This window comes from Mesorhizobium sp. NZP2298, from assembly GCF_013170825.1.
Lineage (GTDB): Bacteria > Pseudomonadota > Alphaproteobacteria > Rhizobiales > Rhizobiaceae > Mesorhizobium.
The window spans coordinates 4634815-4660786 of sequence record NZ_CP033365.1 but is presented as its reverse complement, the minus strand read 5'-3'; the positions used below and the strand labels follow the sequence as shown (position 1 = coordinate 4660786).

General features: G+C 62.4%; 29 protein-coding genes. 14 read left to right on the top strand and 15 right to left on the bottom strand.

The annotated features are described in order from the left end of the window. The first annotated feature begins 24 nt into the window (after nt 1–24). Nucleotides 25–918 carry an alpha/beta hydrolase family protein gene (locus tag EB231_RS22610; protein ID WP_172350779.1) on the top strand — a complete coding sequence of 298 codons (894 nt, stop codon included), beginning with the start codon at nt 25–27 and terminating at the stop codon, nt 916–918. Between the two features lie 30 nt (nt 919–948). Here the strand turns inward: EB231_RS22610 and EB231_RS22605 are convergent, their stop codons facing one another. Continuing rightward, a complete protein-coding gene (locus tag EB231_RS22605; protein ID WP_172350778.1) occupies nt 949–2004 on the bottom strand; it encodes a DUF1176 domain-containing protein in 1056 nt (351 codons plus the stop codon). A gap of 140 nt (nt 2005–2144) precedes the next feature. On the opposite strand from EB231_RS22605, the gene EB231_RS22600 reads away from it, so the two are divergent. The 4 genes from EB231_RS22600 (at nt 2145) to EB231_RS22585 (ending at nt 6210) form a co-directional block, all read left to right on the top strand. Further along, nucleotides 2145–2651 carry a DUF1993 domain-containing protein gene (locus tag EB231_RS22600; RefSeq protein ID WP_140767805.1) on the top strand — a complete coding sequence of 169 codons (507 nt, stop codon included), beginning with the start codon at nt 2145–2147 and terminating at the stop codon, nt 2649–2651. Nucleotides 2652–3256: 605 nt separating this feature from the next. Then, nucleotides 3257–3718, top strand: coding sequence for a hypothetical protein (locus EB231_RS22595; RefSeq protein WP_172352985.1), 462 nt, complete (start codon nt 3257–3259; stop codon nt 3716–3718). 111 nt (nt 3719–3829) lie between these two features. Beyond that, the gene (locus EB231_RS22590; protein ID WP_172350777.1) at nt 3830–4897 is read left to right on the top strand and encodes an aldo/keto reductase; all 1068 of its coding nucleotides are present in this window, start codon (nt 3830–3832) and stop codon (nt 4895–4897) included. 44 nt (nt 4898–4941) lie between these two features. Continuing rightward, complete coding sequence (locus EB231_RS22585) at nt 4942–6210, top strand: cysteine desulfurase-like protein (protein WP_172350776.1); 1269 nt, start codon at nt 4942–4944, stop codon at nt 6208–6210. A 15-nt stretch (nt 6211–6225) separates the two neighbouring features. Here the strand turns inward: EB231_RS22585 and EB231_RS22580 are convergent, their stop codons facing one another. From EB231_RS22580 to EB231_RS22540, 9 genes are all read right to left on the bottom strand, one after another. Continuing rightward, nucleotides 6226–7254, bottom strand: coding sequence for a histone deacetylase family protein (locus tag EB231_RS22580; RefSeq protein WP_172350775.1), 1029 nt, complete (start codon nt 7252–7254; stop codon nt 6226–6228). Then, on the bottom strand, nt 7251–7769 hold the full coding sequence (locus EB231_RS22575) for a GNAT family N-acetyltransferase (RefSeq protein ID WP_172350774.1): 519 nt from the start codon (nt 7767–7769) through the stop codon (nt 7251–7253). The genes EB231_RS22580 and EB231_RS22575 overlap by 4 nt, the downstream gene beginning before the upstream one ends. Before the next feature lie 9 nt (nt 7770–7778). After that, a complete protein-coding gene (locus EB231_RS22570; protein WP_172350773.1) occupies nt 7779–8708 on the bottom strand; it encodes a BKACE family enzyme in 930 nt (309 codons plus the stop codon). A gap of 4 nt (nt 8709–8712) precedes the next feature. Beyond that, the gene (locus tag EB231_RS22565) at nt 8713–10098 is read right to left on the bottom strand and encodes an aminotransferase family protein (RefSeq protein WP_172350772.1); all 1386 of its coding nucleotides are present in this window, start codon (nt 10096–10098) and stop codon (nt 8713–8715) included. Between the two features lies 1 nt (nt 10099). Beyond that, entirely contained in the window at nt 10100–11740 is a 1641-nt protein-coding gene (locus EB231_RS22560) for a N,N-dimethylformamidase beta subunit family domain-containing protein (protein WP_172350771.1), read from the bottom strand. 8 nt (nt 11741–11748) lie between these two features. Further along, the gene (locus EB231_RS22555) at nt 11749–12513 is read right to left on the bottom strand and encodes an amino acid ABC transporter ATP-binding protein (protein WP_281411400.1); all 765 of its coding nucleotides are present in this window, start codon (nt 12511–12513) and stop codon (nt 11749–11751) included. Next, on the bottom strand, nt 12510–13169 hold the full coding sequence (locus tag EB231_RS22550; RefSeq protein ID WP_172350770.1) for an amino acid ABC transporter permease: 660 nt from the start codon (nt 13167–13169) through the stop codon (nt 12510–12512). The genes EB231_RS22555 and EB231_RS22550 overlap by 4 nt, the downstream gene beginning before the upstream one ends. 12 nt (nt 13170–13181) lie before the next feature. Next, complete coding sequence (locus EB231_RS22545; RefSeq protein WP_172350769.1) at nt 13182–13829, bottom strand: amino acid ABC transporter permease; 648 nt, start codon at nt 13827–13829, stop codon at nt 13182–13184. A 64-nt stretch (nt 13830–13893) separates the two neighbouring features. Beyond that, nucleotides 13894–14676 carry an ABC transporter substrate-binding protein gene (locus EB231_RS22540; RefSeq protein WP_140767794.1) on the bottom strand — a complete coding sequence of 261 codons (783 nt, stop codon included), beginning with the start codon at nt 14674–14676 and terminating at the stop codon, nt 13894–13896. 136 nt (nt 14677–14812) lie between these two features. Here EB231_RS22540 and EB231_RS22535 point away from each other — a divergent pair, with 136 nt between their 5' ends. After that, nucleotides 14813–15772, top strand: coding sequence for a LysR family transcriptional regulator (locus EB231_RS22535; RefSeq protein WP_172350768.1), 960 nt, complete (start codon nt 14813–14815; stop codon nt 15770–15772). 15 nt (nt 15773–15787) lie between these two features. Here the strand turns inward: EB231_RS22535 and EB231_RS22530 are convergent, their stop codons facing one another. After that, nucleotides 15788–16204, bottom strand: coding sequence for an acyl-CoA thioesterase (locus EB231_RS22530; RefSeq protein ID WP_172350767.1), 417 nt, complete (start codon nt 16202–16204; stop codon nt 15788–15790). Nucleotides 16205–16395: 191 nt separating this feature from the next. Between EB231_RS22530 and EB231_RS22525 the strand changes: the two genes are divergently transcribed. After that, a complete protein-coding gene (locus EB231_RS22525; protein ID WP_008875526.1) occupies nt 16396–16644 on the top strand; it encodes a ParB N-terminal domain-containing protein in 249 nt (82 codons plus the stop codon). A 45-nt stretch (nt 16645–16689) separates the two neighbouring features. Here the strand turns inward: EB231_RS22525 and EB231_RS22520 are convergent, their stop codons facing one another. Further along, entirely contained in the window at nt 16690–17718 is a 1029-nt protein-coding gene (locus EB231_RS22520; RefSeq protein ID WP_172350766.1) for an isopenicillin N synthase family dioxygenase, read from the bottom strand. Nucleotides 17719–17829: 111 nt separating this feature from the next. Here EB231_RS22520 and EB231_RS22515 point away from each other — a divergent pair, with 111 nt between their 5' ends. From EB231_RS22515 to EB231_RS22495, 5 genes are all read left to right on the top strand, one after another. Next, nucleotides 17830–18225 carry a GFA family protein gene (locus EB231_RS22515; protein WP_172350765.1) on the top strand — a complete coding sequence of 132 codons (396 nt, stop codon included), beginning with the start codon at nt 17830–17832 and terminating at the stop codon, nt 18223–18225. Nucleotides 18226–18377: 152 nt separating this feature from the next. Next, entirely contained in the window at nt 18378–18575 is a 198-nt protein-coding gene (locus EB231_RS22510) for a hypothetical protein (protein ID WP_172350764.1), read from the top strand. A 190-nt stretch (nt 18576–18765) separates the two neighbouring features. Beyond that, nucleotides 18766–19638, top strand: a complete 873-nt coding sequence (locus EB231_RS22505) for an undecaprenyl-diphosphate phosphatase (protein WP_172350763.1) — start codon at nt 18766–18768, stop codon at nt 19636–19638. Nucleotides 19639–19773: 135 nt separating this feature from the next. Then, entirely contained in the window at nt 19774–20400 is a 627-nt protein-coding gene (locus EB231_RS22500; protein WP_172350762.1) for a transglutaminase-like cysteine peptidase, read from the top strand. A 115-nt stretch (nt 20401–20515) separates the two neighbouring features. Next, complete coding sequence (locus tag EB231_RS22495; RefSeq protein ID WP_172350761.1) at nt 20516–21307, top strand: phosphodiester glycosidase family protein; 792 nt, start codon at nt 20516–20518, stop codon at nt 21305–21307. On the opposite strand, the gene EB231_RS22490 is transcribed toward EB231_RS22495, so the two are convergent. Together EB231_RS22490 and EB231_RS22485 are read right to left on the bottom strand one after the other, a co-directional pair. Further along, nucleotides 21304–21933, bottom strand: coding sequence for a DedA family protein (locus EB231_RS22490; protein WP_172350760.1), 630 nt, complete (start codon nt 21931–21933; stop codon nt 21304–21306). The genes EB231_RS22495 and EB231_RS22490 overlap by 4 nt on opposite strands. A 22-nt stretch (nt 21934–21955) precedes the next feature. Next, complete coding sequence (locus EB231_RS22485) at nt 21956–22936, bottom strand: DUF1402 family protein (protein ID WP_172350759.1); 981 nt, start codon at nt 22934–22936, stop codon at nt 21956–21958. Between the two features lie 236 nt (nt 22937–23172). On the opposite strand from EB231_RS22485, the gene EB231_RS22480 reads away from it, so the two are divergent. Further along, nucleotides 23173–24249: a glycoside hydrolase family 25 protein gene (locus EB231_RS22480; protein WP_172350758.1), complete on the top strand. Its 1077-nt coding sequence runs from the start codon at nt 23173–23175 to the stop codon at nt 24247–24249. 135 nt (nt 24250–24384) lie between these two features. Here EB231_RS22480 and EB231_RS22475 read toward each other — a convergent pair whose 3' ends face one another. Further along, nucleotides 24385–24573 carry a hypothetical protein gene (locus EB231_RS22475; protein WP_056562090.1) on the bottom strand — a complete coding sequence of 63 codons (189 nt, stop codon included), beginning with the start codon at nt 24571–24573 and terminating at the stop codon, nt 24385–24387. 407 nt (nt 24574–24980) lie between these two features. Between EB231_RS22475 and EB231_RS22470 the strand changes: the two genes are divergently transcribed. Continuing rightward, entirely contained in the window at nt 24981–25952 is a 972-nt protein-coding gene (locus tag EB231_RS22470) for a DUF3592 domain-containing protein (RefSeq protein WP_172350757.1), read from the top strand. The last annotated feature ends 20 nt before the right edge of the window (nt 25953–25972 follow it).

Below are 25972 nucleotides of genomic sequence, written 5' to 3'. Positions count from 1 at the left end.
GGCCGAATTACGCAAGCCTGCGGTATGGCTTTTCGTTTTCTTTCTCCTCTCCACAGCGTTCTGATCGCAACATTTGTTCTTGGCGTTCCCGCCCAAGCCGATGCGCTCGAACTGAAACCCTTCAAGGACGATCTCTTCGCCTATCCGGCCACGCTCTCGTCCGACACCAACGGCGCCTATACGGTCATCGACTATCGCGAGATGCGCGACATCAACCAGCGTGACGAGGTGCCGGAAAAGCGCGTCCACCCGCAATACACTGACGCCAGCGTACGCAAGGTGCAGCAGGATCTGCTGCTGAAGACCGATGCCGGCGATGTCAGGCATGTTGCCGTCGGCAAGACGCAAGGCGCTGGGATCATCGTGCTCTACCTGCACGGGCAGGGTGGCAGCCGCAAACAGGGCGTCGACGACTTCACCTTCGGCGGCAATTTCAACCGCATCAAGAACCTGATGGCCGGCAATGGCGGTCTTTATCTCTCACCGGATTTTCCCGATTTCGGCGACAAGGGTGCCGCCCAAGTCGCGGCTCTGATCGATCACTACGCCGAACAGTCGCCTGGCGCGAAGATCTTCGTCGCCTGCGGCTCGATGGGTGGTGCGCTGTGCTGGAAGCTTGCCGGACGCAAGGACACGGGCGGCCGCATAAATGGCTTGCTGCTGCTCGGGTCGCTGTGGGACGAGAGCTTTTTCGCCAGCCCCGCCTTCAAGCGCCGCGTGCCTGTCTTCTTCGGTCAAGGCAGCCATGACGTGGTCTTCCCCGTGGCGAACCAGGAAGCGTTCTTCCGCTCCATCCTGGCCAAATCGAAGACCTACCCGACCCGCTTCGTCCGTTTCGAGACAGGCACCCACGGCACGCCAATCCGCATGGCCGACTGGCGCGGAACGCTCAATTGGATGCTGTCGAAGGCGCCTTGATCGACTGGCTGGCCTGAAGCCGTCCGGTGCTCAAGGCGCGGTGTTGTAGTCGACAACCGTCTGCGGGTTTTCCTCGCCATCATAGGACGCGTCGACATCATACTGGACCAGCGAGAAGTCGCCATTGCGGAACAGATAAGTGCCCGATGAAGAGGCATCTCCGACGCCGCGCCATTTGTCGAACGTCGTGATCGTGTGGGCATCCTTGTCATAGTTGGAATTGGTCGCCCAGCCTGTCGTCCGGAAGCCGACAATGTGCATGGATTCGACTTTGCCTTCGCTGTCATTGTTCACGTAGCGAATGTCCATCTCGGGCTCGGTGAACTGCAACTGCCGCACCCCTGACACATCGTCGCTCATGTAGTAGACGGAGTTTTCATTGTAGGCCGCGGCCGAGCAGGAGAAATGGAAGAGGCGTGTTTCCTTGTCGGGATCGGCGGGCTGCGCATCCTTGTCCTTGTATTTGATCGAAAAGGTCTCCGGCTCATTGGCCAGAAGCTCCTTGTCGCACTGGTCGCCATAGGTCGCCAGGAATGCCTTCTTGGCCTGCTCCAGCGTCGTATCCTTCTTGGGCGGCGGCGGGCCGTCGCCGCAGCTCGGCGGCACAGCTTCCTCGAAATTGGCGGTCGAAGGTTTCAATGCGCCTTTTTCGATGTGGATCGGATCAAAGGGCGGCGCCGCTTGGATCTGGGCATTCACCTGGCGCAGCGTGTAGCAGCCGGCAAAGACCTTCTCGCTGCCGCTCTTGTCCGTGGCACGAATGGCGACAGGGACGTTATAGAAGATGCTGCCTGCGGCACCTTCGTCCGAAATGGCACCGGTCGCGACTTCCACCCTGTTGGTGCCGTCATAGCCTTTGACGAAGCTGTCGAAATCCTTAGCTGGCTTCGTGTCGCCGTAGTAACCCCAGGCGCGGGCGAATTCATGCCGGTTGATGGCGCTGTAGAGGGAGCGGATCACCGCCTCGGCGCTCGAGCGGTCGTCGACATAGGGCGCTTCGGGCGCGGTGTCATCGACGGCCAGCGCCGCTTGGCCAGACATGGCAAGGGAGAGAAGGGAAGTCGCTGCGAGAAGGACGCGTCTCATCGGGAATCTCCGCTCGATAACGCAGATTCTACCACGGCGATTGCGGCGGCGTGGTGACGCGGAGCCCACGGCGCTTGAAGAATCGTGCGGGGAGGCGCTACGTCGCTCCGCCGGCGTTCCGACCGGACAGGAGATCTGACGTGACGATATCGATGTATGAGGCATCCGTGCCCGTGTTTTCAGCCCGGCTGAAAGCACTTTCCAGTGTGCTGGCGGCTGCCGAACAAAACGCGCTTGACCGCAAGATCGACCCGCAGGTGTTTTTGACGGCACGGCTTGCGCCCGACATGTTCGCCTTGACCCGGCAAGTGCAGATCGCAACCGACCACGCCAAGGGCGCGCCGTCGCGGCTCGCCGGCCGCGAGGTGCCGAAATACGAGGACAACGAGGCAAGCTTTGCCGATCTCGAAGCGCGGATAGCCAAGACGCTCGCGCTTCTGGCAACGTTCTCGGCCGCCGATATCGACGGTTCCGACGACAAGGTGATCGAGTTGAAGCTTGGCGGACGCGAAACGACGTTGGGCGGCATGCAGTATCTGCTGCATGTGGCCATGCCCAACTTCTACTTCCACCTCACCACCGCTTACGACATCCTTCGCCACAATGGCGTGCCGCTGGGCAAGGCGACATTCCTGGGATCGCGTTGAGCGGCTGAAGTTTCAAGGTGTCCCGGATCGATCCGGAACATCTCGCAGGCTGCTTAGCGAATGGACATTTCGCGGGCGATGCGCGGAAAATCGGCGGGCTTGATGCCGATGTCGGCGCGGTCGGCATTGCTCATCGCGTGAAGCAGCGCGAGCGCCGCGCGGTATCTCAGATGTTCCTGTGGACGCGGCCGGGCGAACATTTCCGTGAAGAAACCCATGATCCAGGCTCCTGATTGGTCCTCCACGGCTGACAATATAGGTGAATCGTGACAATTGTGCAGTGCAGCATTTTGCATGCCTGCTATGCCCGGATGATTTTCGTAAAACTTTTTTGCGGCCCAGTGAAACTTCCGGGCCGCACGAACCGTAGGCTTCGACGCTGGCACATGGCCAGTTTTTCCTCGCCACTCCTGGCGAATTTCCGGACTGCATGAAAGTGCAGTCCGGCTTTTTGTTTGAGCGCCTGCGCGATCCTTCGAATGGCTAAATTCATTAAGATCGGTGGTATGTATTTTTAACGAGCCCGTTCTATGTTCCTGGAAACCTGACAGTCGGGCAAGGGGGAGGCTGACATCGCTACCAGCGCCAAGCGCGATTTTGCTTCGCTGCTCGACGACCTCTTCGTTGCCTCCGACAAGGGCGACGGCATCGAGGGCGACGAGGCCGGTGCGCGTCCTTCCATTCCATTCGACTATCTCTCGGTTGCCGATGAACTCCATTCCGGCCGCATAAAAGTATCCGCCGCCGAATATCGCGAGGCCGGCGCTGATCTGGCGAGCGAATTCGCCGCCTTGCTCGACCACGCCAAACTGGCCCTTGCTGGCGAGGAACCCAAGCCTGAGGAAAAACTGCCGCCGATCGATCCTGAATCGATCGCGGCCGAACTGGGGCTGGACAAGCCCAAGGGCGTTGCCGATTTCGGCCGCATGCGCCGCAGCTTTGCTTTCAGCAACCATCCCGATCGTGTCGCCCCGCATCTGCGCCAGCGCGCCATGATCCGCATGCAGGTAGCCAACATGCTGATCGACGAGGCCAAGCGCCGCGCCGTGGCCGGCGCTCGCCGCTAGTTAACCAGCGCTGGTTCACGCAAAAGTCGGCCTGGCGAGGCTTGGAGAGCGCCGTGGCTTTCCCTATAGATGCAGCCTCCCGCGCACGCTTTCCCTCCGGAGCAGAATTTCATGCACAAACGCCGTCTCGGTCGGACCGATCTTCTTGTTACCCAGATCTGCCTTGGTTCGATGACCTGGGGCCAGCAGAACACCGAAGCCGAGGGCCACGCCCAGATGGATTTGGCTTTTTCGCGCGGCGTCAATTTCATCGATACCGCCGAGCTCTATCCGATCCCGCCCAAGGCGGAGACGCAAGGGCGGACGGAAAAGATCATCGGCAGCTGGATGAAGGCCAAGGGCAACCGCGACAAGGTGATCCTGGCCTCCAAGGTCGTTGGCCGCACAGCCAATAACTGGTTTCGCGGTGACAGGCCGTCGCAACTGGTGCGCGCTGATATTCTTGACGCCATCGACAAGTCGCTGGCCAAGCTCGGCACCGACTATCTCGATCTCTACCAGATCCACTGGCCGGAACGGGACATCCCCTGGGGCGCCAACCCGACGCGTGTCGGGGCGGTGGCGCGGCGCGCCGATGCCGACGGCGCACCAGCCAACGAAACGCCGATCGCCGAGACGCTTGGCGTCTTCGATGAATTGGTGAAGGCAGGAAAGATCCGCCATTTCGGCCTGTCGAACGAAAGTTCCTGGGGCGTCATGCGTTACCTCTCGGAGGCCGACAAGGGGATCGGCCCGCGCGTGGACTCGATCCAGAACGCCTACAATCTCGTCAACCGCACCTTCGAGGTGAACCTCGCCGAGGTCTGCGGGCGTGAGGACATCTCATTGCTTGCCTATTCGCCGCTGGCGCAAGGCTATCTGACCGGCAAATACGACCATGGCGCTCGACCGCAGGGCTCACGCTCGCAGCTGTTCAATCGCGGCCAGCGCTACGAGACGCCGAATGCCGCCGCGGTGCTGCTAGAATACAATGAACTGGCGCGCTCCTTTGGCCTGGAGCCGGCCCTGTTCGCCAACGCCTATGTCTCGAGCCGACCCTTCGTCACGTCGAATATCATTGGCGCGACAACCATTTCGCAACTCGAAATGGCATTGTCTTCGGTGGATGTTGTCTGGACCGAAGAGATGCAGAAGGCGGTGGATGCGGTTCATCAGCGGGTCGGCAATCCCTGTCCCTGATCGGAAGGGGTGGATTATCGAGGAATAACAAAGGGGTGGAGATGATGGTGGACTTTCCGATAGAGGCCGTGCGTGGAAAATTCCCCGCTCTTTCCCTGAGCGACAAGGGCCGCCGCCGCATCTATCTCGACAACCCGGCCGGCACGCAGGTACCCCAGGCCGTCGCCGATGCGGTGTCGCGCTGCCTGCTCACGACCAACGCCAATCTCGGCGGCTATTTCGAAACGACGGTCGCCGCACAAGCCGTGGTTGACGAGGCACATCAGGCGATGGCCGATTTCCTTGGTGCCACGAGCCCCGAGGAAATCATTATCGGCGCCAATATGACGACGCTGACCTATCATATGTCGCGCACGCTTGGCCGCTCGCTGAAGCCCGGCGACGAGATCATCCTCACCCGCATGGATCACGAGGGCAATGTCTCGCCCTGGCTGCAACTGGCCGAGGACCTTGGCCTCGTCGTGCGCTGGCTGCCATTCGATGAAGAGAGCTGGCAGGTCGAAGAGGCGACGCTGGCCGGTCTGCTCTCCGACAAGACACGGCTGGTCGCATTGAACTATGCCAGCAACCTGACCGGCTCGATCAACCGGGTCAGGTCGCTGACTGCCATCGCAAAACAAGCCGGCGCCCTGGTCTATGTCGACGCCGTGCAGTTCGCGCCGCATGGCCTGATCGACGTGCAGGACCTTGGCTGCGATTTTTTGATCTGCTCGGCCTACAAATTCTTCGGACCGCATATGGGCATATTGTGGGGCCGGCGTGACGTCATCGAAGGCTTGAAACCCTATAAATGCCGCTGCTCCTCCAATGGCCTGCCGGAGCGGTTCGAGCTTGGCACGCCGCAGATCGAGCTGATGGCCGGCCTCACGGCGGCGGTCGATCATTTTGCCGGGCTGGGCGCGGCGGTGGGCGAGAGTGGTTCGCGCAGGCAAAAGATCGCCAAGGCGTTCGAAGTGTCCATCGCCTATGAAAACCCGCTGGCGCAAAGGCTGATCGATGGCCTGTCCGGCATTTCGGGCCTGACAATCCATGGCATCACCGATCCGAAGCGGCTCGGCGATCGTGTGCCGACGGTCTCGTTCACCGTCGACGGCATCGTGCCGGAGACGATCGTGCGGCAGATGAATGCCGAGAACATCTTCCTGTGGTCAGGCCACAACTACGCCTGGGAGATCGTCCACCAGCTCGGCATTCCAGCCGAACAGGGCGTCGTGCGCATCGGTATCGCCCACTACAATACGGCGGCCGAGATCGACGAGACGCTGGAGAGCGTGCATCGGGTCATCGCCATGCTCAGGCAGCAGCGTTCCTGACGCTAGCTTGAACAGTCACCGCGCCTTGCCGCCCAAACCGGTGAGGAAGGCGGTGAGATTGTCGCCAAGCGCGTCGCAGAGATAGCCGCCTTCCTGGACGATGACCGTCGGCAGGCCAAGCTTTGCGATCGCTTCGCCAATGCGTGAGAAGCCGGGCGTCGTCACCGAAAGCCCGCCGAACGGGTCGCCCTCGAAGGCGTCGAGGCCGAGCGCCACGACAAGCGCATCCGGTGAAAAGGCGCGGATACGCTGGAAGGCCACCGCCAGCGCTTCCAGAAACGCCGCGTCGGCGGATTTGCGCGGCAGCGGCAGGTTGAAATTGTAGCCGAGGCCCGCGCCTTCGCCGCGCTCGTCGGCGTGGCCCCAGAAGAACGGATAGAAGCGCACCGGATCGGCATGCAGCGAGACTGTGAGCACATCGGACCGCGCATAGAAGATGCCTTGCGTGCCGTTGCCGTGGTGCAGGTCGACATCGAGGATTGCCACGCGAGCTGCCTGCTTGCGCAGCGCTTGCGCCGCGACCGCCGAATTGTTGATGAAGCAGAAGCCCCCGGCGACATCGGCAAAGGCATGATGGCCGGGCGGGCGGCACAGCGCATAGGCCGCCGGCGCGCCGGCAATTACCGTTTCAGCGGCTTCGACCGCGCTCCAGGCGCTCCACAATGCGCTTTGCCAGGTCTCGCCCGAGATCGGGCAGGCTGTGTCGGCCATATGGTAGCCGGCCTGGCCAACCGCCGAGGCTGGATAGGAGCCGTTACGTGCGATCGGGTGGATGTTGGGAATCACTTCGGCGGACGCGCCGTCGATACGTTGCCAGCGCTCGAAAATATGTTCGAGGAAGTCGAGATATTCGGGCGTATGCACGGCGGCAATCGGATCGAGCCCGTGATTGCGCGGTCGCTCGATCGTGCAGCCGGCAGATTTTGCGCCGGCTAGCAATCTCGCGACGCGCTCGGGCTTTTCCGGGTTTGGCTGCGGCGCGCCGCTGGAAAGAAAGGCCTTAGGGTCGTGCCGCTTCTGCTCCTCGGCATAAAAAGCTTTCATTCCTGCCCCCCATCTTCCGGCGCGTCGGCGAAGGCAAAGAAGGCTTCGCCGACGATCTTCTGCGTCTGTTCGTAGTTCGACCAGGCGATGCCAAGCTTCTCGTAGAAGGCCTTGGCACTTTCGTTGTCGGTGTCGACCGACAGCCTGAGATAGACGCCGCCTTCTTTCCGGCAGTCCGCGGCGACGCGGCGCAGCAGCCGTTCGCCGATCTTGCGGCCGCGAAAGCGGTCCTCGACATAGAGGTCCTGCACATAGACGCCGGGCCGCCCCATCCAGGTCGAAAAGATCGGGAAATGCAGGCAGAGGCCGGCGAACTCGCCGTCGACTTCAGCCATCAGGGTGGAGAAGGCGGGCTTTTCGCCAAAGCCATAGCGTCGGAGATCATCTGATGTGGACGTGATCTCCTGATGCGCGCCAATATGGGTGCCGAGTTTGAGAAGCGCGGTGTGGATGGTTTCGGCGTCATCGATCCGACCGGGACGGATCAGGACGTCACTGAGGGTTGGATTGGTCACGGTCTTGCCTCAAAACGCTACCCGGTCGCCGCCCTTCAGCGCCAGCATGTCGCGCGCCTCGGCTGGCGTGGCAACCTCCAGCGACAGCCCGTCGAGAATGCCACGGATACGGCGCACCTGGTCGGCATTGGATTTCGCCAATTGGCGGCCATCATAGAGACTGTCTTCCAGCCCGACACGGACATTGCCGCCCATTGCCGCGGCGATCGAGATCAGCGGCATCTGGTTGCGACCTGCGGCCAGCACGGAGAACTGGTAGCTGTCGCCGAACAGTTTGTCGGCGATCCGCTTCATATGGATGAGATTGTCCGGGTCGGCACCGATGCCGCCCAAGATGCCCAGCACGAACTGGATGAACAGCGGCCCCGACACCAGGCCCCGATCACGGAAATGCGCCAGCGAATAGAGATGGCCGACATCGTAGCACTCGAATTCGAAGCGCGTGCCGCAGCCCTTGCCCAGCCTCTCAAGCACGCCCTCCATGTCGGCGAATGTGTTCTTGAAGATGGTGCCGCGGGTGGCTTCGAGCAGCTTTGGCTCCCACTCGTGCTGCCACTCCCTTGGCTTGTCGAGCATCGGGAACAGCGCGAAATTCATTGAGCCCATGTTGAGCGAGCACATTTCGGGCTCGGCTCGGAGCGGGGCCTCCAGCCGCTGGTCGAGTGTCATCAACGAGGAGCCGCCCGTGGTGATGTTGATCACAGCGTCGGTTGCCTGCTTGATGCGTGGCAGGAACTGCATGAACACGTCCGGATCGGCCGTCGGCCGTCCGTCTTTGGGGTCGCGGGCATGCAGATGCAGGATCGAGGCGCCGGCTTCCGCTGCCGCGATCGCGTCGGCCGCGATCTGGTCCGGCGTCAGTGGCAGATAGGGCGACATCGACGGCGTGTGCACCGAGCCGGTGACGGCGCAGGTGATGATGACTTTTCGCGGCGCCATTTCCTTACCCCCGGCCTTCGACCGGCAGGTCGAGCTCGGAAGCCAGGACTTCCAGCGAATCGCCAATGATTGAGACGATCTCGCCGACCTGTTCGCTGGTGACGATCATTGGCGGCGCGACCATGAAATTGTCGCCGTCGACGCCGCCCTTGACCTTGCGGCCATAGATGATCAGGCCGCGCTCGTAGGCGAGGTCGAGCAGACGCTGCGTGGCTTTCTTTGTTTGGTCGATCGGCCGCAATGTCTCCGGATCGGCAACCATCTCGGCTCCGGTCAGCAGGCCCTTGCCGCGCACGTCGGCAATGAACGGAAAGCGCTTCGCCAGCCCCTTCAGCCCGTCCATCAGCACATCGCCCATGGCAGCGGCATTGGCGATCAAGTCGAGGCGGTCCATTTCGCCCAGCACCGCAAGACCGGCGGCGCAGGCCAACGGATTGCCTGCATAGGTGTGGCCGTGCTGGAACCCGCCCGAAGCAAGCAGCGGCTGCACCAGCCGCATCGGAGCCGCCAGCGCGCCGAGCGGCGCATAGCCGGAGCCCAGCCCTTTCGACAGCGCGACGATGTCGGGTCTGCAGTTCCAATGGTCGCCGCCCAGGAATTTGCCGGTGCGGCCGGCGCCGCTCATCACTTCGTCATGGATGAGCAGGATGCCGTAGCGGTCGCAGATCTCGCGGATGCGTGCGTAATAGCTGTCTGGCGCCACAAGAGCGGCGGTGGCAGCACCGCCGATCGGCTCCATGATGAAGGCGACGACACTCTCCGGGCCTTCTGCGAGGATCTTGTCCTCCAGCATGTCGGCGTAGCGGACGCCGCGTTGCTCCATCGAAAGATTGTCGCGGTCGCGCCAGGCTGTTGGCGCGGGCACGGTCGGCATCACCCGCATCATCGGCTCAAAGGTTTCGGCCAGCGCATCGTCGCCGGTGACCGAAAGCGAACCCAGCGTGCCGCCATGATAGGAGGGAAAACGCGTGATCACCTTCCAGCGGCTGGCCTGGCCCGTCGCGACCGCCCATTGCCTCGCCAGCTTGATGCAGGATTCCGTCGCTTCCGAGCCGCCCGAGACGAAAAAGATGCGGTCCATGCCTTCCGGCAGTTTGCCCGCGAGCTCGCGCGCCAGTTCCTCCGCCGGCTCGTTTTCGAAGTGCAGGCGATAGGCGAAGGTGGCGCGGTCCATCTGCCGCTTCATGGCATCCAGAACGTTGCGGTTGGAATGGCCGATATTGGCGACCATCGGCCCGCTCGATCCGTCGATGAAACGGCGGCCGTCCTGCGTCCACATATAGATGCCTTCGGCGCGATCGATCAACGGCCGGCGCAGGCTGGACAGGTAGAACAGATGCGATTCTCGGCGCGCCTCGGTTGCTTGGGCGGCGGTCTGGGTCTTCGACATGTCAGGACTTTCCAAGGTAGCGATCAAGGACATTCTGGGTGACGCGTTCGACCATCGGGTCTTGTCTTAGCAGGCCGGCTACCCATTCGCAGCTTCCGGCGTGGAACACCTCGCCCTTGCCGCGCGGGAAATTGACGATCATGCCGTTGCCGCGTTTGACTTTTTCGAGATTGGCGTCGCTCGCCTCACCGAACAAAGTCTCAGCGGTGAAGCGGCCATCCTCGTCGGTGAGGAACTGGTCCTCGATCGGAATGTCGGCGCTTTCCTCGACCTGGGATGCCATGCCGACAGCGAGAACCTGCAGGCCGCCTGGCGCGCCGCTCGTTGCGGTGGGGTAGGGCAGGCCGCCGCGGATCTCGAAATCGAGCCCATCGACCTCGTAGCCATAGACATGGCTGTCGGCGCCTAACAGGTCGCCATAATAGATGCCGGTGCCGGTAAAGGCCCAGTGTTCCGGCCGGTAGACCGGAAAGCCACGCACGCCACGCGGTGCGCAGCCGCCCCAGCCGGCATAGACGCCGCGCGTCGCATTGAGCCCGAAGGTCACTGAACCCGGCCGGCCGATTTCCGGCGCTTCCCAGGAATTGGTGGCGCGGGTCACGTCGCCGCCGCGATAGGCCGGGTCTTCGGCGCGGGCGCGGTATTTGTAGCAGACCTGCCGGCGGCCTTCGTCCTCCAGCCTCGTCTGCCACATGAAATTACCGGCAAAGCGCGCCGCATGGCCGCCGCGTTCGACGTAGCTGTCGACCGCATCGCGCATTTCCCAGGTCCAGTACTCGTCATGGCCAACGAAGACGGCGCAGTCATACCCATCGAGAATATCAGGCGAGAAATGCAGATCGTGCTGGCTGGCGAGGTCAACCTCATAGCCGGCCTGTTCGGCGAAGCGGAAGAAGTGGCTGTCGTAGCTCGCCCAGCCGGACGAGGCGTATTTCTTCGAATGGCCGGTGGCGAGCGCCCATTCCATATGCGGATAGCGCGGCACCGTCTTCGGCGGCACGGCGACCTCCAGCGGCACGCGCGGCGCATCCTTCGGCAGCACGACGAAGCCACGGCACCAGGGCCGCTGCGTCGACACGATGGGAGAATACTGGTCGCGATCCGGCCCGGTGATGCCCTGATAGTGGTTGGAGCCGCCCCAGGTGTTGTAGGCGAGCCAGGTGCCCGTCGCCGCCACTTGCAGCACACGGCCGGGCTTCTTGCCGGCCTGGGGAGAGACAATGAAGAGATGGTGGCTGTGGATCGGCTTGCCGTCTCGGCCCTCGGCACTCAGCGTTATCCGATAGGCGCCGGACGGCCAGTCGCCGCCGACACGAAATTCGAAGGATGCTTCCCAGCCACAGCCCTCCGCCGAGCATTGGTCCGGACTGTCCTGCCAGCGCGCCGCGATTCCCGACTTGTCGAACACCTTTGTCTCGGTGCCGCCGTCGCGGACGATGGTCATGCCGAAGGAGGGAGCCGTGGAACTGACATGCAGCGTTACCGTTTCGCCGGCACGATAGGAGAAGCGGTCGCTGTAGCACCAGATTTCGCCACGCTCGCCATCCATGCCCGGCCACTCGTAATAGTGGCCGCGAACCGCGTGGCGGCGCTGCTCCGGCGTCAGTCCAAAATCGGGAAATTCCGTGGGCAAACTGGTCATCGTCGTACTCAGGCGGAAAGATATTTCTTGAGGAAGGTGCGGGTGCGCTCCTTCTGGGGCGTGCGGAAAATCTCGCCCGGCGGGCCTTCCTCGACCACCACGCCGCCGTCCATGAACAGCACCCTGTCGGCCACCTCGCCGGCAAAGCGCATCTCGTGCGTTACGATGAGCATGGTCATGTGTTCGGCGGCAAGCTGTTTCATCACTGCGTTGACCTCGTCGACCAATTCCGGGTCGAGGGCCGAGGTTGCCTCGTCGAACAGCATCACCTTGGGCTGCATGGCCAGCGCACGCGCAATCGCCACGCGCTGCTTCTGGCCGCCCGAAAGCCTGGAGGGATAGGCGTCGGTCTTGTCGGCCAGCCCGACCTTGGACAGGAGGCCATGCGCCAAGGCCCGGGCTTCATCTTTTGTCATGCCCTTCAGGATCACCGGTCCCATGGTGATGTTCTCGATCACGGTCAGGTGCGGGAACAGGTTGAAGTGCTGGAACACCATGCCCATGTGCTGGCGCACCTTGTTGATGTGCCGCTCGAAGGCCTGGCCGTGCAGTCTCTGGTTGACCTGCACGCCGTCCAACCATACCTCGCCGCCGTTCAAGGTCTCAAGATGGTTGATGGAGCGCAGCAGCGTGCTCTTGCCGGAACCGCTCGGTCCGATAATCGCGACGATCTGCCCCCGATCCACTGACAGGTCGATGCCTTTGAGGACCTCGACCGCGCCGAACGATTTGCGCGCGCCGTGGACCTCGACCATTGGCCGCCGCGTGCTCATCGGGAAACCTCCACATGTCTTTCAAACCGATGCAAGGCCGCCTCGAGCACCAGGTTCAAGATGTAATAGAGCGCGGCGGCCGTGATGTAGAACTCGAACGGGCGGAAAGTTTCGCTGATCGCCAGTTGTGCTGAATGGACAAGCTCGGCGATGCCGATGACCGAGACGATGGAGGATTCTTTCAACAGTGCGATCAAATTGCTTCCGATCGGCGGTGCCGTGTTGCGGATGGCCTGCGGTATCACGACGTAGCGCAGCGCCTGCCACTTGCCGAAGCCGATGCTGCGCGCGCCTTCCGTCTGACCGGGATCGACCGCCACGATGCCGGCACGGATGACATCGGCATTGTAGACGGCGAAATGCAGGCCAAGCCCGGCTATTCCGGCGGCCAGCGCGGGGATGTCGATGCCGACCTGCACAAGGCCGAAATAGATCAGGAAAAGCTGCAGCAGCAGTGGCGTGCCCATGAACAGCCACATGAAGGCGCGAACGGGGTAGGCGAGGATCGCTGGCGCATAGAGCACGATGACGGCAAACAGGATGCCGAAGACGAAACTGAGCGCTCCGGCCGAGACCGTAAGCAGCGCCGTCCACCAGGCGCCCGTCAGCAAGAGGTCCCAGTAGGGGGCGACGACGGTGAAATCCAAACCTTGCATCGTGCTCCCCTCTCAGACGATGGCGAAGCGCTTGTCGAGCATGTCGACGATGCGGGCGACGGCGTAGACCATGACCATGTAGAGCAGGGCCGCGACGCCGAAGATCTCGAACGGCTTGTATGTCGAGCCGATGAAGCGCTGGGCGGTATAGGTCAGTTCCACGACCGAGATGGTGGAGACCAGTGCCGAACCCTTCAACAGCGCGACCGTGTTGACGCCGAGCGGGCGGATCATCAGCCGGGCGGCCTGCGGCAGCACGACCTTGCGCAAGGTCTGGAAGCGGCTGAAGCCGATCGTGCGGGCAGCTTCCGTCTGACCGCGGTCGACCGCTGTTAACGCGCCACGGATCGATTCCGCCATATAGGCGCCGATGTTGAGGCCAAGCCCGACGACCCCGGCCGTGAACGGATCCAGATTGATGCCGATCTGCGGACCGCCGAAATAGAGCACGAAGAGCTGTATCAGGCAGGGCGTGCCGCGAAACAGGCTGACATAGGCCGTACCGATGGCGCGCGGGATCGCCGACCTCGACATCCTGGCGGCCGCGGCCAGTGCTGCCGCGGCCAGCCCGAGAACCAGGGCCAGCGCTGTCAGTTCCAGCGTCACCAGTGCGGCTTCCACGAAGAACGGGAAGACACGGCTCATCAAGGCGAAATCCATGGAATGACCCGGCTGGAGTGGCGATCGGTTCCAGGTGGTTTTCACCGCCTGGAGCCGGCAAGGATCAGCGGATGTCGCTGCCGACCCACTGCTTGGAGATCTTCTCGTAGGTGCCGTCGGCCAACATCCCGTCCAGCGCCTTCTGCATGGCGGCCTTGAGTTCCGGATTGTCCTTGCGGATGGCGATGCCGATGGCGACGCTGCCGCCCTCGATGTTGGGCGTGTCGAGCTTGCGGACCTTTTCGCCGGTTTCCTTGACGGCCACCATGACCGGAATGTTGTCGACGACGATGGCGTCGACGCGGCCGGCCTTCAGTTCGAGCAGCAGTTCCGGCAGGCCCTTATAGGTGCGGATATCCCAGCCGCCCTGTTCGCGCGCCCATTTTTCATGCGTTTCGCCGAGCGTTACGCCAAGGGTCTTGCCCTTGAGGTCGTCGAGGCTCTGCACCTTGGAATCCTGACTCACGAAAACCGCGCGGCCGGCATGGTAGTAGGGGCCGACGAAATCGACGACTTTCTCTCGCTCGGGCGTGATCGTCATCGAGCCGACGACAGTGTCGTATTTGTTGGCGAGCAGGCCGGCGATAATGCCGTCCCAGGCCGTGGTGATGATGGTGCCCTTGACGCCGATGCGTTCAGCGATGGCCTTGCCGATATCGGCGTCGAAGCCGACGACTTCGTTCTGGTCGTTGACGAAGTTGAAGGGCGGATACTGGCCGCTCATGGAAATCTTCAATTCGCCCGCCGCCTTGATCTTCTCGAGGTCGTCGGCCCTTGCCGAAACGGTGGTGAAGGCCGATGCAAGCAGCAGCGCGGCAACTGCAATGCCGGAAAATACCCTGTTCATCTGAATTCCTGTCCTCTGGATGGAGCGCGAAGGCTTTTTCTTGGGAGGCGTTGGGGCGCTCTCCTGGCGTCAATGATTGCCTTTGCATCAGCATTGCGCAAATAGATAATGGGAATAGGGAGCATAGATATCAGGAATGGCCTTGCCTCGCCCCGAACGTCTGGTCTGGGATCTCGACTGGAACCTTCTGCGTACGTTCGTTGTCATTGCGGAAGTCAAGAGCATCACCCGCGCCGCCGAGCGCCTCAACCTCAAGCAACCCAGTGTCAGCAACGCCTTGCGGCGGCTGGAGGATCGGGTTGGGAGGCGGCTGGTCGACCGCGACGCAACGCGCTTCGAACTCACGGAGGTCGGGCTGCTGATCTATGAGCAGAGCGTCGAGGTGTTCGGCTCGATATCGCAGCTGCCGCTCTTGATGCGGGGCATCAGCGACGATGTCACCGGCCACGTGATGATCGCCACGGCCAGTCATGTCGTCTCGCCGCTGTTCGATCGTGCGCTGGCGGAATTTCACCGCAACTATCCGCGCGCCAGCATCACCATCTCGGTCGCTGCAAGCACGGAAGTGGCCAAGCAGGTGCGGGAGCGGCGCGCCTCCTTCGGCATCTGCCTTGTCAGCCAGCGCGACCCGGCGTTGGACTACGCGATGGTCTATCGCGAGTTTTTCGGCTTCTTCTGCGGGCCGCAGCACAGGCTTTACGGAAAGGCCGGGCTGAAGCTTGCCGATCTGCGCGGCGAGCCCTCTGTATCCTTCCAGACCGACCACATTTCGGACGCGCTGCGGCCGGTCGCCCTGTTGCGCAGCGAAGCCCGGCTGAACGCAGATGTCGTCGGTGTCTCCTCGAGCCTGGAGGAAGTCAGGCGCATGATCGTCGCCGGGCTCGGTATCGGTCCGCTGCCGCTACACGTGGCGCGACGCGACGTGGCCGACGGCACGTTGTGGCGGCTGCCGCCCTACGACGCGCCGCCGGCGATCGACATCTTCCTGCTCACCAATCCCGACAAGGTGATGAATCGTGCCGAGAAGGCGCTGCTGTCGGGGTTACAGGCTCTGATCGCCGGGACGCCGTTGGACGAGCGCATCTACAATGGCTGATCGGTCGACCCGGGCCTATTCGACGAGGAGGGTCGCCGCGCGGCCGCGCATAGGTTCGTCCAGCGCCACCGAGGCACGCGCGGCAAGGTCGAAGTGTACGCTGGTGGTCCGACTCGATGCATGGACGATGCCGTCGAGCGATCCCGACATGACCTGTTCGAAGGTGACGGAGGTCCGGCCGATCTTCACCACATGCGAGCGAATGGTGAGAAGCGAGCCGGCTTTTGTCTCATGCCGGTAGTCGATTTCGGTGCGCACATCGGCCCATCCCGTTGCCGAGGCCTGGCTGCTATCCTTACCGGCGATGTGGCCAAGAAGCTGGAAGCTGGCATCGTCGAACATCGCCGCGTAGTGGCGCACATTCATGTGTCCCATCACGTCGCACATCCAGGGATGAGCAACACCGACAAAGGTGACGAGGGATTTGCTCATGGGATTGCTCCGTGGCCTTCGTTGAGGATCACGAGACGCCATATCGAAACGCGCGGCGACAGGCAAACCGGCGGACCTGGTCGATGGCCTTCGGGCCGGGAGTGGGCCGACATTCGTTAGCCGTGCCCTTGGCCCTCCGAACCAAACCGACTATCTCAGGGGACGGCGGCGTTTCCGCCACGGGGACAGGCATGCTCAGAGTGCAAAAGGTCAAGGTCGACGACATCTACGTGCCCACCGCGCGCAAGAAGACACTACACCCCGAGACTGTCCGCCATCTCGCCGAGGACATATTGGAGAACGGCATGAAGACGCCGATCCAGGTCCGCCACGACGGCAAGCGCCATATCCTGGTTGAAGGCCTGCACCGGCTGGAAGCGGCCAAGTGGCTCGGCGAGACCGAGATCGATGCCTATCTCGTCCAGGCAAAGCGTCACTGACGCATCCTTGCTTTGACGACAGGCCTCGCGGCAATCGCGTTCCGGCTACAATGCCTTGGCGCGGCGCGGCTGCCTGAGATTCTTGATGCCGCTCATCTCGACGAAATTCGTCGCCGACTCCCAGAGATAGTCGCCATAAAGAAATGGCTCGAAAGGTTCGGCGCCGCTTAGTGGCAAGGGCGCGATCTCCGCGTCGACGCGCGGTTCATAGAAAAACGGGATCGAAAACCGAGTTGTCTTCGGCGCGATCACCCGATGCCGCGTCGCCCGCACGCGACCGCCGGTCCAGCGTTCCAGCAACTGGCCGAAATTGACCGCCAGCGTGCCATTGGCCGGCGGCACGTCGATCCATTCGCCGGCGCGGTTTTTTGCCTGCAAGCCTTCGACGCCATCCTGCGCCAGCAAGGTGACGAAACCGGAATCGGCATGTTCGCGGCCGATGATGGTGCGGATCTCTCCCTTGTGAACCACCGAGAACTCCGGGCCGCTGGTGTCGATGCCGGCGGTGGCGTCCCGCAAGGGATAACGGATCAGGCGAAGCGTCGAGATGCCGTTCTCGAAATACGGATCGAAGATCGTTTCCGGCAGGCCAAGCCCGCGCGCTATCGACCGCATCAGCGCGTTGCCGACCCTCTCCACCGCACGATAGTAATCCGCCGCGGCCGTGCGCCAGCCGGGCAAGGTGCCTTCGGCCGGCAAGGGTGTCAGCTCGCACAGCGGATCGTCGGCGGCCGGGACGCGCGCCGCATCGGCAATATCCGGTCCCAAGTCGATGCCTTCCTTGTAGGATACGGCTGCCGGCTGGAGTGGGAACCAGCCGCGATAAAAGTTCTTCCTGGTGCTGTCGAAATTCCAGCGCAGCAATTTCTGCTTCTCGGTGTCGGGAAGGGCGAAGATGCGCAGCAATCGCGCTCTTCTGTCCGGTGTCAGCCAGGCGTCGCCGGGAAAATTCCGGACCGCCATGAAGCCTATTCCCGAGGCCGCGGCCATGATGTGGCCGTCGGCGCGGTCACGGGCGGGCGAGGGTGGCCCGAACAGATCCGCAATGCCGATGGTTTCGATGTCCTGGGTCATGATGAGCCTCGCATCACGGTTATCGATGGCATCGTATCAAAGCATTTCAATTGACCCTATCGGCCGCGCGACTAACCTTGACGCCTATTCTCTCCATTTTGGATCGAGGCCATGGCAAGGTATGAAGGCGGATGCCTGTGCGGAGCGGTGCGTTACAGCACCGATGCGGCTCCCATCAACGAGCGCATCTGCCATTGCCGGCTTTGCCAGAAGGCGATCGGCGCCGCCTTCAACGCGCGCGTGCTGTTTCGCATCGATGATGTGACGATCGAGGGGTCACTGGCAACAGTCAACACCTCGCCCGATCTCAAGCGCGGTTTTTGCTCGGGCTGCGGCACGACGATGTTTTCGCGGCGCGACTCTGCCGGCATCATCGGCGTCACCACGGGTTCGCTCGACGACCCTTCGCTGTTCCGGCCGCAGATGCATATTTTCACCGCCTCGAAACAGCCTTGGGTGGTGCTCGACGACGGCCTGCCGCAACATGAAGGCGCTCCGCCGGCCTAGTTCTTGCGTTCCGCCTTCAAGAGTGGAAGCGAACGCGAACCATGACCAAAAATTAATCCAAATCGACACGCGATAGCCGGCAAAGCGTCATTGGCGAGCCATCTTTGTCGTCCTATCTACGCTGCGCGGGCCGGCATTCGAGGAGACGACGGATGAACGACAGCATCAGCACCCTGGACGAGCTTTTGAGCGATCCGATGGTCCTGCTTGTCATGGAGCGCGACCGCGTGCGCCCGGAACAGGTGCGCATGCTGCTCGAACGGGTTCGCCGACCTTCGGCCGAGGAGCCTGTTGTTCCGCCTGCGCATGTGATCGCCAGGACCTGCCAGAAACTCTGGCTGTGCCCGTAACCGCCTTGCGGTTTTCCCCCATGAGAACTTAGGCCGGCCCGTTGGGCCGGCCGTGAGCTGTAGGCATTCGGCGCGACCGAACCAGATTACAAATCCGTAAATTGATTATCCGTTCGATGACGGTATGGCTTGCCCCGGACCGATCGGTCCCTTCAGCGCAAGTTCGATCTCTGACCCCACGGAACCAGACATGGCTGACATCTGCACTCAAGGCGTAGACACCGGCTTTGTTGGCCTGGGATATGCCAAGGTCGCCTTTCTCGGCCTGGTGCAGGGCATCACCGAATTGCTGCCGATCTCCTCGACCGCCCATATGCGCATCGTGCCGGCGGTGCTCGGCTGGCAAGATCCAGGTTCCGCCTTTTCCGCCGCCATGCAGCTTGCCGCTCTTGCCGCCGTGATCAGTTATTTCTGGGGCGATGTCAGGGACCTCCTGTTCGGTTCGCTCGACGCACTCACGCGGCGCGATTTCGCCGACCGGAATTTCAGGCTGGCTTCCTGGATCGTGCTGGCGACGGTCCCGATCATTATCGCGGGCGTCGCGCTGTCGGGTATTCTCAACGCCTGCAATTCTCCGCTGCGCAGCCTGAGCGTGATCGGCTGGTCCTGCATCGCAATGGCGATCCTTTTGGCGCTTGCCGAGATTTTCGCCCGCCACAAGCGCACCATCGGCGAAGCGTCGCTCACCGATGCGCTGCTTGTCGGCGTCGCCCAGATCGGCGCGCTGATCCCTGGCGTCTCGCGCTCGGGCTCGACCTTGACCGCGGCGCTCGGGCTCGGCTTCAAGCGGGCCGAGGCGGCGCGTTTTTCGTTCCTGCTCGGCCTGCCGGCGATCGCGCTGGCCGGCCTCAAGGAGTTGTGGGAACTGCACAAGGTTCACCTCGATGCCCATGGCTGGTCGGTTCTTGCGACCGGACTGGTCGTCGCCTCGATTTCCGCCTTCTTCGCCATATGGGGCCTGATGCGCGTGCTGGAGCGCTTCTCCGCCTGGCCCTTCGTCATCTATCGCGGCCTGCTCGGCGTCGTCCTGCTGCTGGGCGTGGCGATGGGATGGCTGGCTTAGCCAGGCCCGGTGTTGCGCGCGGGCAACCACTCGGATGCATGCATCGATCCGCAAAGATGTGATCGGCCGGGTTCATTGACTTCGGAATATAACAGCCCTTAACGTTCTGTTAACAAAACAGATGGGTGGGGCCGCATGGCATCCTCGATGGGTTGGCGCCGCAAGGCGAAGGGGCTGGGGCTGGCGTTTGCCCTGACCGTTTTCTGTGCGGCGACGGGTTCGGCCCATGCCGCGCCTGCTTCCATGGTTGTCGGCGGATCGACTTCGCAGCCGATCGGCCACTATGATTTTTGCAAGATCCATGTCGCCGAATGCTCGATCCGCTCGCCCGACAGCGTGCCGGAACATATGACCAGCAAGCTGCTGCACGATATCTCCGCCGTCAATTTCTCCGTCAACACGCGCGTCAAGCCGATGAGCGACATGGACAATTACGGCAAGGACGAGTGGTGGGCCTATCCGGACAACGGCTTCGGCGACTGCGAAGACTACGCGCTGGAAAAGCGGCGCGAGCTCAACGGCATGGGCATTGCCATAGCCAATCTTTTGATGACGGTGGTTCGCAAGCCGGATGGCGAAGGCCACGCCGTGCTGACGGTGCGCACCGACAAGGGCGACGTCATTCTCGACAATCTGACCGACAAGGTCCGCCTCTGGAATCAGACGAGCTATCGCTACCTGAAGCGGCAGGCTAGCGACAACACAGGACACTGGGTCTCCATTCTTGGTGGCGACGAACAGCTGGTCAGCGCCGTCAAATAATCCCGTCGATCCCAGCCGCGGCTTCCGATCCGCGCCCGTTGCAAGCCGATCTTCATAATGCCGGCCAACGATGCTATCCACGGCGGCTCGTTGGAGCTGGCAATTCGGTGGGCGCATGGATTTTCCGACGCTTTTCAACTCGGCGCCTCTGCTGGTGGCCCTGATCAAGGCCGCGCTGCCGCAGGCCGTTGCCACGACGGTGGCGTTCGGCCAGTGGTTCGCGTCGGTGCCGCCGTGCCGTGATTTCGCCTTCGAGGCGACCAGCTATCTGGTCTGCGAGGTCGACCCGAAACTCTATTCGATCGAGCTGTTCTGGAAGGATCCGGCTGGCAAGCCTTTCCAATCGCTGCACAATCTCGACAACGCCCAGCGCGCGGCCGGCCGCACCATGCTGTTTGCCATCAATGCCGGCATGTATCACCCCGATCTCAGGCCGGTTGGCCTCTATGTCGAGCGAGGCCAGGAAATGGCCGGTGTGAAGACAGGATCGGGAAGCGGCAATTTTTCGCTGCAGCCGAATGGCATTTTCTACATCAGCGGCGGCAAGGCCGCGGTCCGGGCGACCTGGGACTTCGTCAGGAAGCGGCCATCCACCGACTATGCGACGCAATCGGGACCGATGCTGGTGATCGACGGCCAATTGCATCCGAAATTCCAGTCCGATGGCACTTCGCGCAAGACCCGCGACGGTGTCGGGGTGCGCAAGGACGGTGTCGCGGTCTTTGCCATTTCGAACGGCACGGTGAATTTCCATGCATTCGCCCGGCTGTTTCGCGATGCGCTCGGCTGCGACAATGCGCTGTTTCTCGACGGCACGATTTCGAGCCTGTTCGCGCCTGCCATCGGACGCAACGACGACTACTGGAATCTGGGGCCGATTATCGGTGTGTTCAGGAAGCGTGGCTAGGCTCGGGCGGTTCGCCTGCTTCGGAGCTTGAGGGCAATCACCGCCATGATGATCAAGACAACCACGCCGATCGCCGCCAACCCGAACAGGCTGGTCGCATCGAGCTCGGGGATGCTGCCGGCGCCCTTGGCCACCAGCCATCCAGGCGACAGCACGACCGGAGCCCAGATGATCGCCGACAGGATATTGGCGATCTGGAAGCGGCGCCGGTGCATGCCCATCATGCCCGCGACCAGCGGCACCGTTGCGCGGACCGGGCCGAAGAAGCGGCCGATGAAAACCGCCGCAAAACCATAACGATGGAAGAACAGCCGCGCTCTGGCGACCTCGCGGCGGTAGCGGTTGAGCGGCCATTTATGGACGACGCCGCGTCCCAGCCATCTGCCGAGGAAATAGGAAATGGTGTCGCCGAGCGCCGCCCCGATCATCGCCGCCAGGAGAACGGGCAAAGGCTGGACGATACCGGCCCCGACCAGGCCGCCGACGATGATGAGCACCGTGGTGCCGGGCAACAGGATGCCGACCAGCACGAGCGACTCGCCAAAAGCCAGCAGCCCGACCACGAGACCGGCCCACGCCTGATGGCTCTCGATGAAATAAACGCTCTGGTCGATGAACGACTGCACGCAAGCTCCTGTTGAAATTGTTTCAGCTGCCGCTGTCGAGCAGGCTCCTGAGTTCGTCGAGCTTGTCGTTGACGAGCCAGCCGTAATAATTTTCGACCGGCAGCTTGCGGCCCTTGCCGCTGGTGAGCGCCGCGCGCAGATCCGCCGCCCGCTGCCGGGGCTGGCCGACATTGTAGAGCGTGGCCGTGATTCCTGGATTGCCTGATATGTCGAAGCCCTGTTCCTTGTAGGCGTCGATGGCGTCGCGCACGATCGCGGCGATGTAGACGATGCTGCGGTCGGGATCCATGACATCGCGATAGATGGCCTGCGGATGATCCGGTGTGAGCTTGTCGTAGCCGCTGACCTTGTTGACCAGGTCGGTGACCTCCAGCGCGGTCAGCGGGCTGATCTGGCCAAGGCCGAATGTCTGGCCGGCGAAGAAGGGCTGGAAGAACGCCTGCTGGAAGGTCATCGCGTCATAGGTGACGCCGTCGACCGTCTTGCCGCGGAAATGGTCGACCCAGACCCTGTCGCGGCAGCTCCAAAGGGCGGCACTGTCCCGGGCCCCGGCGCAGGCCGCGAACTCCGGCCGCTGGACAAAGCTCTGCACCGGCACGCCCTTGTAGCGGAAGGAGAAATCGAGACCGGAATAGGACAGCGCTTTCACATAGTAGGTCTGGACCGAGCCGACGGCGGTCACATTGTAGGTGTGTTCGCCGACCAGCGCGCCGACGATATGGATGGGGTCGATATCGTAAGCCGCGGCCGCCTGCTTGATATGCGCCACCAGTTTCCTCTCGCGCTTCAGCAGCGCGACGATCTTTTCGTATTTTTCCGCATAGGTGGTCTTGAAGGCGCGGGTTCGCGTCGCTGATGCATCCGGGATCGGCGGTTGCGTCTCGGAGCGATTGCCGGCGGGGACGACGACCAACCCGCCGGCATGCGCCGTCCCGGCCAAGGGCGCGCCGCAGGAAAGGGCGGCGAGCAGGAGGATCGGGAGAAGCCGCGGCAACGCAATCATCGGGCGCCTTTTTCAAAATCGCGGGACATACCGGCGCGAGACGCCGCCGCCCGTCTCAACAGCCACATCATGGCGCTGTCAAGGCTTGGCGGGCCATCGCTGGCGAATGTCTGAAACGGGTCACAGTCATGGTAAAAACTTGATTCAAACTTTATTGGTAATTTCTCGTTCATAACTAGCGCTGGTTGTCCGTGGGCCGTCGCCTTCGGTCTGTTGTGTTTTGAGTACAGGTCCAGATGCGGTTACCAGGCGTCATCAGTTTCGTGATCGCATCGCTGTGCCTTGCCGGCTGTTCGTCGACATCGGGCATGGACGCGCTCGACATGCAGAAGCCGTCGAATGAAACCACCAGTTCGGTGGTGCGGCCAAGCGCACCTATCGCATCCGTTCCCGCAACCAAGGCTGGCAAAGCGCGCAGGCTGGCCGAGGCGGCGCCAGCGGACGACACTGGTGGTCGGCCCTTCGGCCTGGCGGAAGAAGAGACGGTGGCGTTTCCGGCGCCCGAATTGCCGGACAATGTCGATCCGCCCATCGAGCCCGCGGCTCTGGTCTCGCCGCCAAGGCTCTTGTCGCGGGCTGCACCGCCGATGCTTGCCGGGCCGGTCACGCGCTACGGTTTTCGCGATGCCAAGCCGATCAATTTCGGCCGCTCCTCGCCGCGCCACCTTGCCGTGCACGGTGTCGACGTCTCGCGCTGGCAAGGCGACGTCAACTGGGGCAAGCTGCGCGCCCAGGGCGCCAACTTCGCTTACATCAAGGCGACCGATGGCGGCGACCACCTCGATCCGATGTTCATGAAGAACTGGCGCAATGCCGATGCCGCCGGGCTGAAGCGCGGCGCCTATCATTTCTTCTACTGGTGCCGGACCGCCGGCGAACAGGCCGACTGGTTCATCCGCAACGTGCCGAAGGTGGATGGCGCCTTGCCGCCGGTGATCGATGTCGAATGGAACGGCGATTCCAGCTGCAAGCGGCGCCCGTCACGCGAAAAGGTGCTGGAGAAGATGCAGGTGTTCATGGACAAGCTGGAGCGCCACTATGGCCAGCGTCCGATCATCTACACCGCGCCGGATTTCTATCGCGACAACCTGCAGGGCGCTTTTCTCGACTACCCGTTCTGGCTGCGCGCGGTGGCACGGCATCCGTCAAAGGTCTATCCCGGCCGCAAATGGCTGTTCTGGCAGTATTCCGGCTCCGGCCTGTCGCATGGCGTGACCGGCCGCATCGACCTCAACGTCTTCCATGGCGACGAACGGCAATGGCGCGCCTGGGCCGGCGGCGGCGGCCGTCAGATGATGGCAGACGCGGACTAATGCATGTCGCCCAAAAGTGAACTCGGTTTTGGGAGAACGACATGCATAAGACAAAAGGCCTAAAGCGCGTCGCATGAATCCGTTTCGTGCGACGCGCTTTAGGGTTCGCGTCGCCCTTCGCTCTGGTCTTGCCGCCTATTGGAGCTGGTTGCTCCCGGCATTCTTGTCCTCGCTCAGCCGCAGCTTTCTCCTCAACGCCATGATCTCGGCAATCGCGGCATCGATCATGGTGAGAAGTGTAAGCGTATCGTGCTGGGTTGGATCGGCTCTGACGTAGGCGAGTTGGTTGACGATGTCGGTGTCGTCCTCGGGGTCGTCGCTCATGGCCACTTTCCGGTTGCTATCTTCCAGACGTTCTCATTCGATCCGATCCGCCGTCAAATTGCACCTTTATCACGTCGTCGTGTGGATGGCCGCGCGACGCCCATCCACCCGGTCCGATCGCCTAACCCTATCTTGCGTGACGGCGACGCGATTCGTCGAAAGTAGCAAAGGCCAGGACCCCGGAAAATGACGCGAAGCTGAGCAGGACTGCGGTGACAACCATGAGGTCGTAGGTCGACATGTTCGTTCTCCTTGGGATGATATCCGAAGAGACAGCACAGGCGATGCATCCGCGTTGACCTGGATCAAACTTGCAGGGGGGCCGTGCGCGGCGCCTTTGCGAATAAACGAGACATTGCAGCCGCCGTGCTGTCTAGTGCCGGTTCCTGCAATCCGGGGGGATCAGGGTGGAGCTCGAACTCAAATTTCTGCTGATCGGATTTGCTTGCGTGGTCGCGGGCAGTCTGTCGTTCATCACCTTCGTGAAATGGCGAGAGGTGCAAGCCCTCGGCCGCTGGATGCCGACGCCGGGAAAGATCATCTCGTCGCGCGTCGAGGCGCGTGAGGTCAGAAGCTCGGGCGTCGGCTCGGACAGCAGCGATACGACCGAGATGCGCAATTTTCCGGCGATCACCTTCGAATACAAGGTGGGCGGCAAGAAATTTCAAAGCTCGCGCTACAGCGTGAAGGAAAATCTGGGGAATTTCGAAGTCGCCGAGACCCTGGCGCAGTTTCCCCGCGGCGCGGAGGTTACGGTCTTCTACAATCCGGCCGATCCGAGCAAAGCCGTGATCGAGCGCACCATGCCGGACGGTGCCTTCAAGTTCATGGTCCAGCTCTCGGCCGGGTTGGTGATCGGCACGGCGGTGCTGGTGTTTTCCGTCGGCGGCGTGCTGGAGGCGATCCGGCCGCATCTGCCCAAGCCGCAGAACCTGGGCGCCGCGGCACTCCTGCTGTTCATGGGGCTGTTCGCCCTGCGCATGGGTTTCGCCCAGAAATCGCTGGCCGAGCAGGCGGCAAAATGGCCGGTGGCCGCCGGCCGCATCGATTCCTCAGGTCTGCAGGCGCTGCGAAACCATAGCAACTACGGACGCTGGCGCACCGTCTTCAAATCCCGCATCGTCTACAGCTATGGCGTCGCCGGCCAGAGCTACACCTCCGACCGCGTGACGTTCGGCGCCACAGTGACGGCTTCGCTGCCCGGCCTCGTCAGCGGTCAGGCACGAAGCTATGCCGAGGGCAGCAAGGTCGACGTGCACCATGACCCCTCCAACCCCGCCTCGGCGGTGCTCGAATGCCGGGTGCGCGGACTCTGGCTGCTGTGGCTCTGTTCGGCGGGCTTTCTCGGCGGCGCGGCCTGGCTGGTCGGACTGGTGTGAGAGGATAGCGATGAACAGCA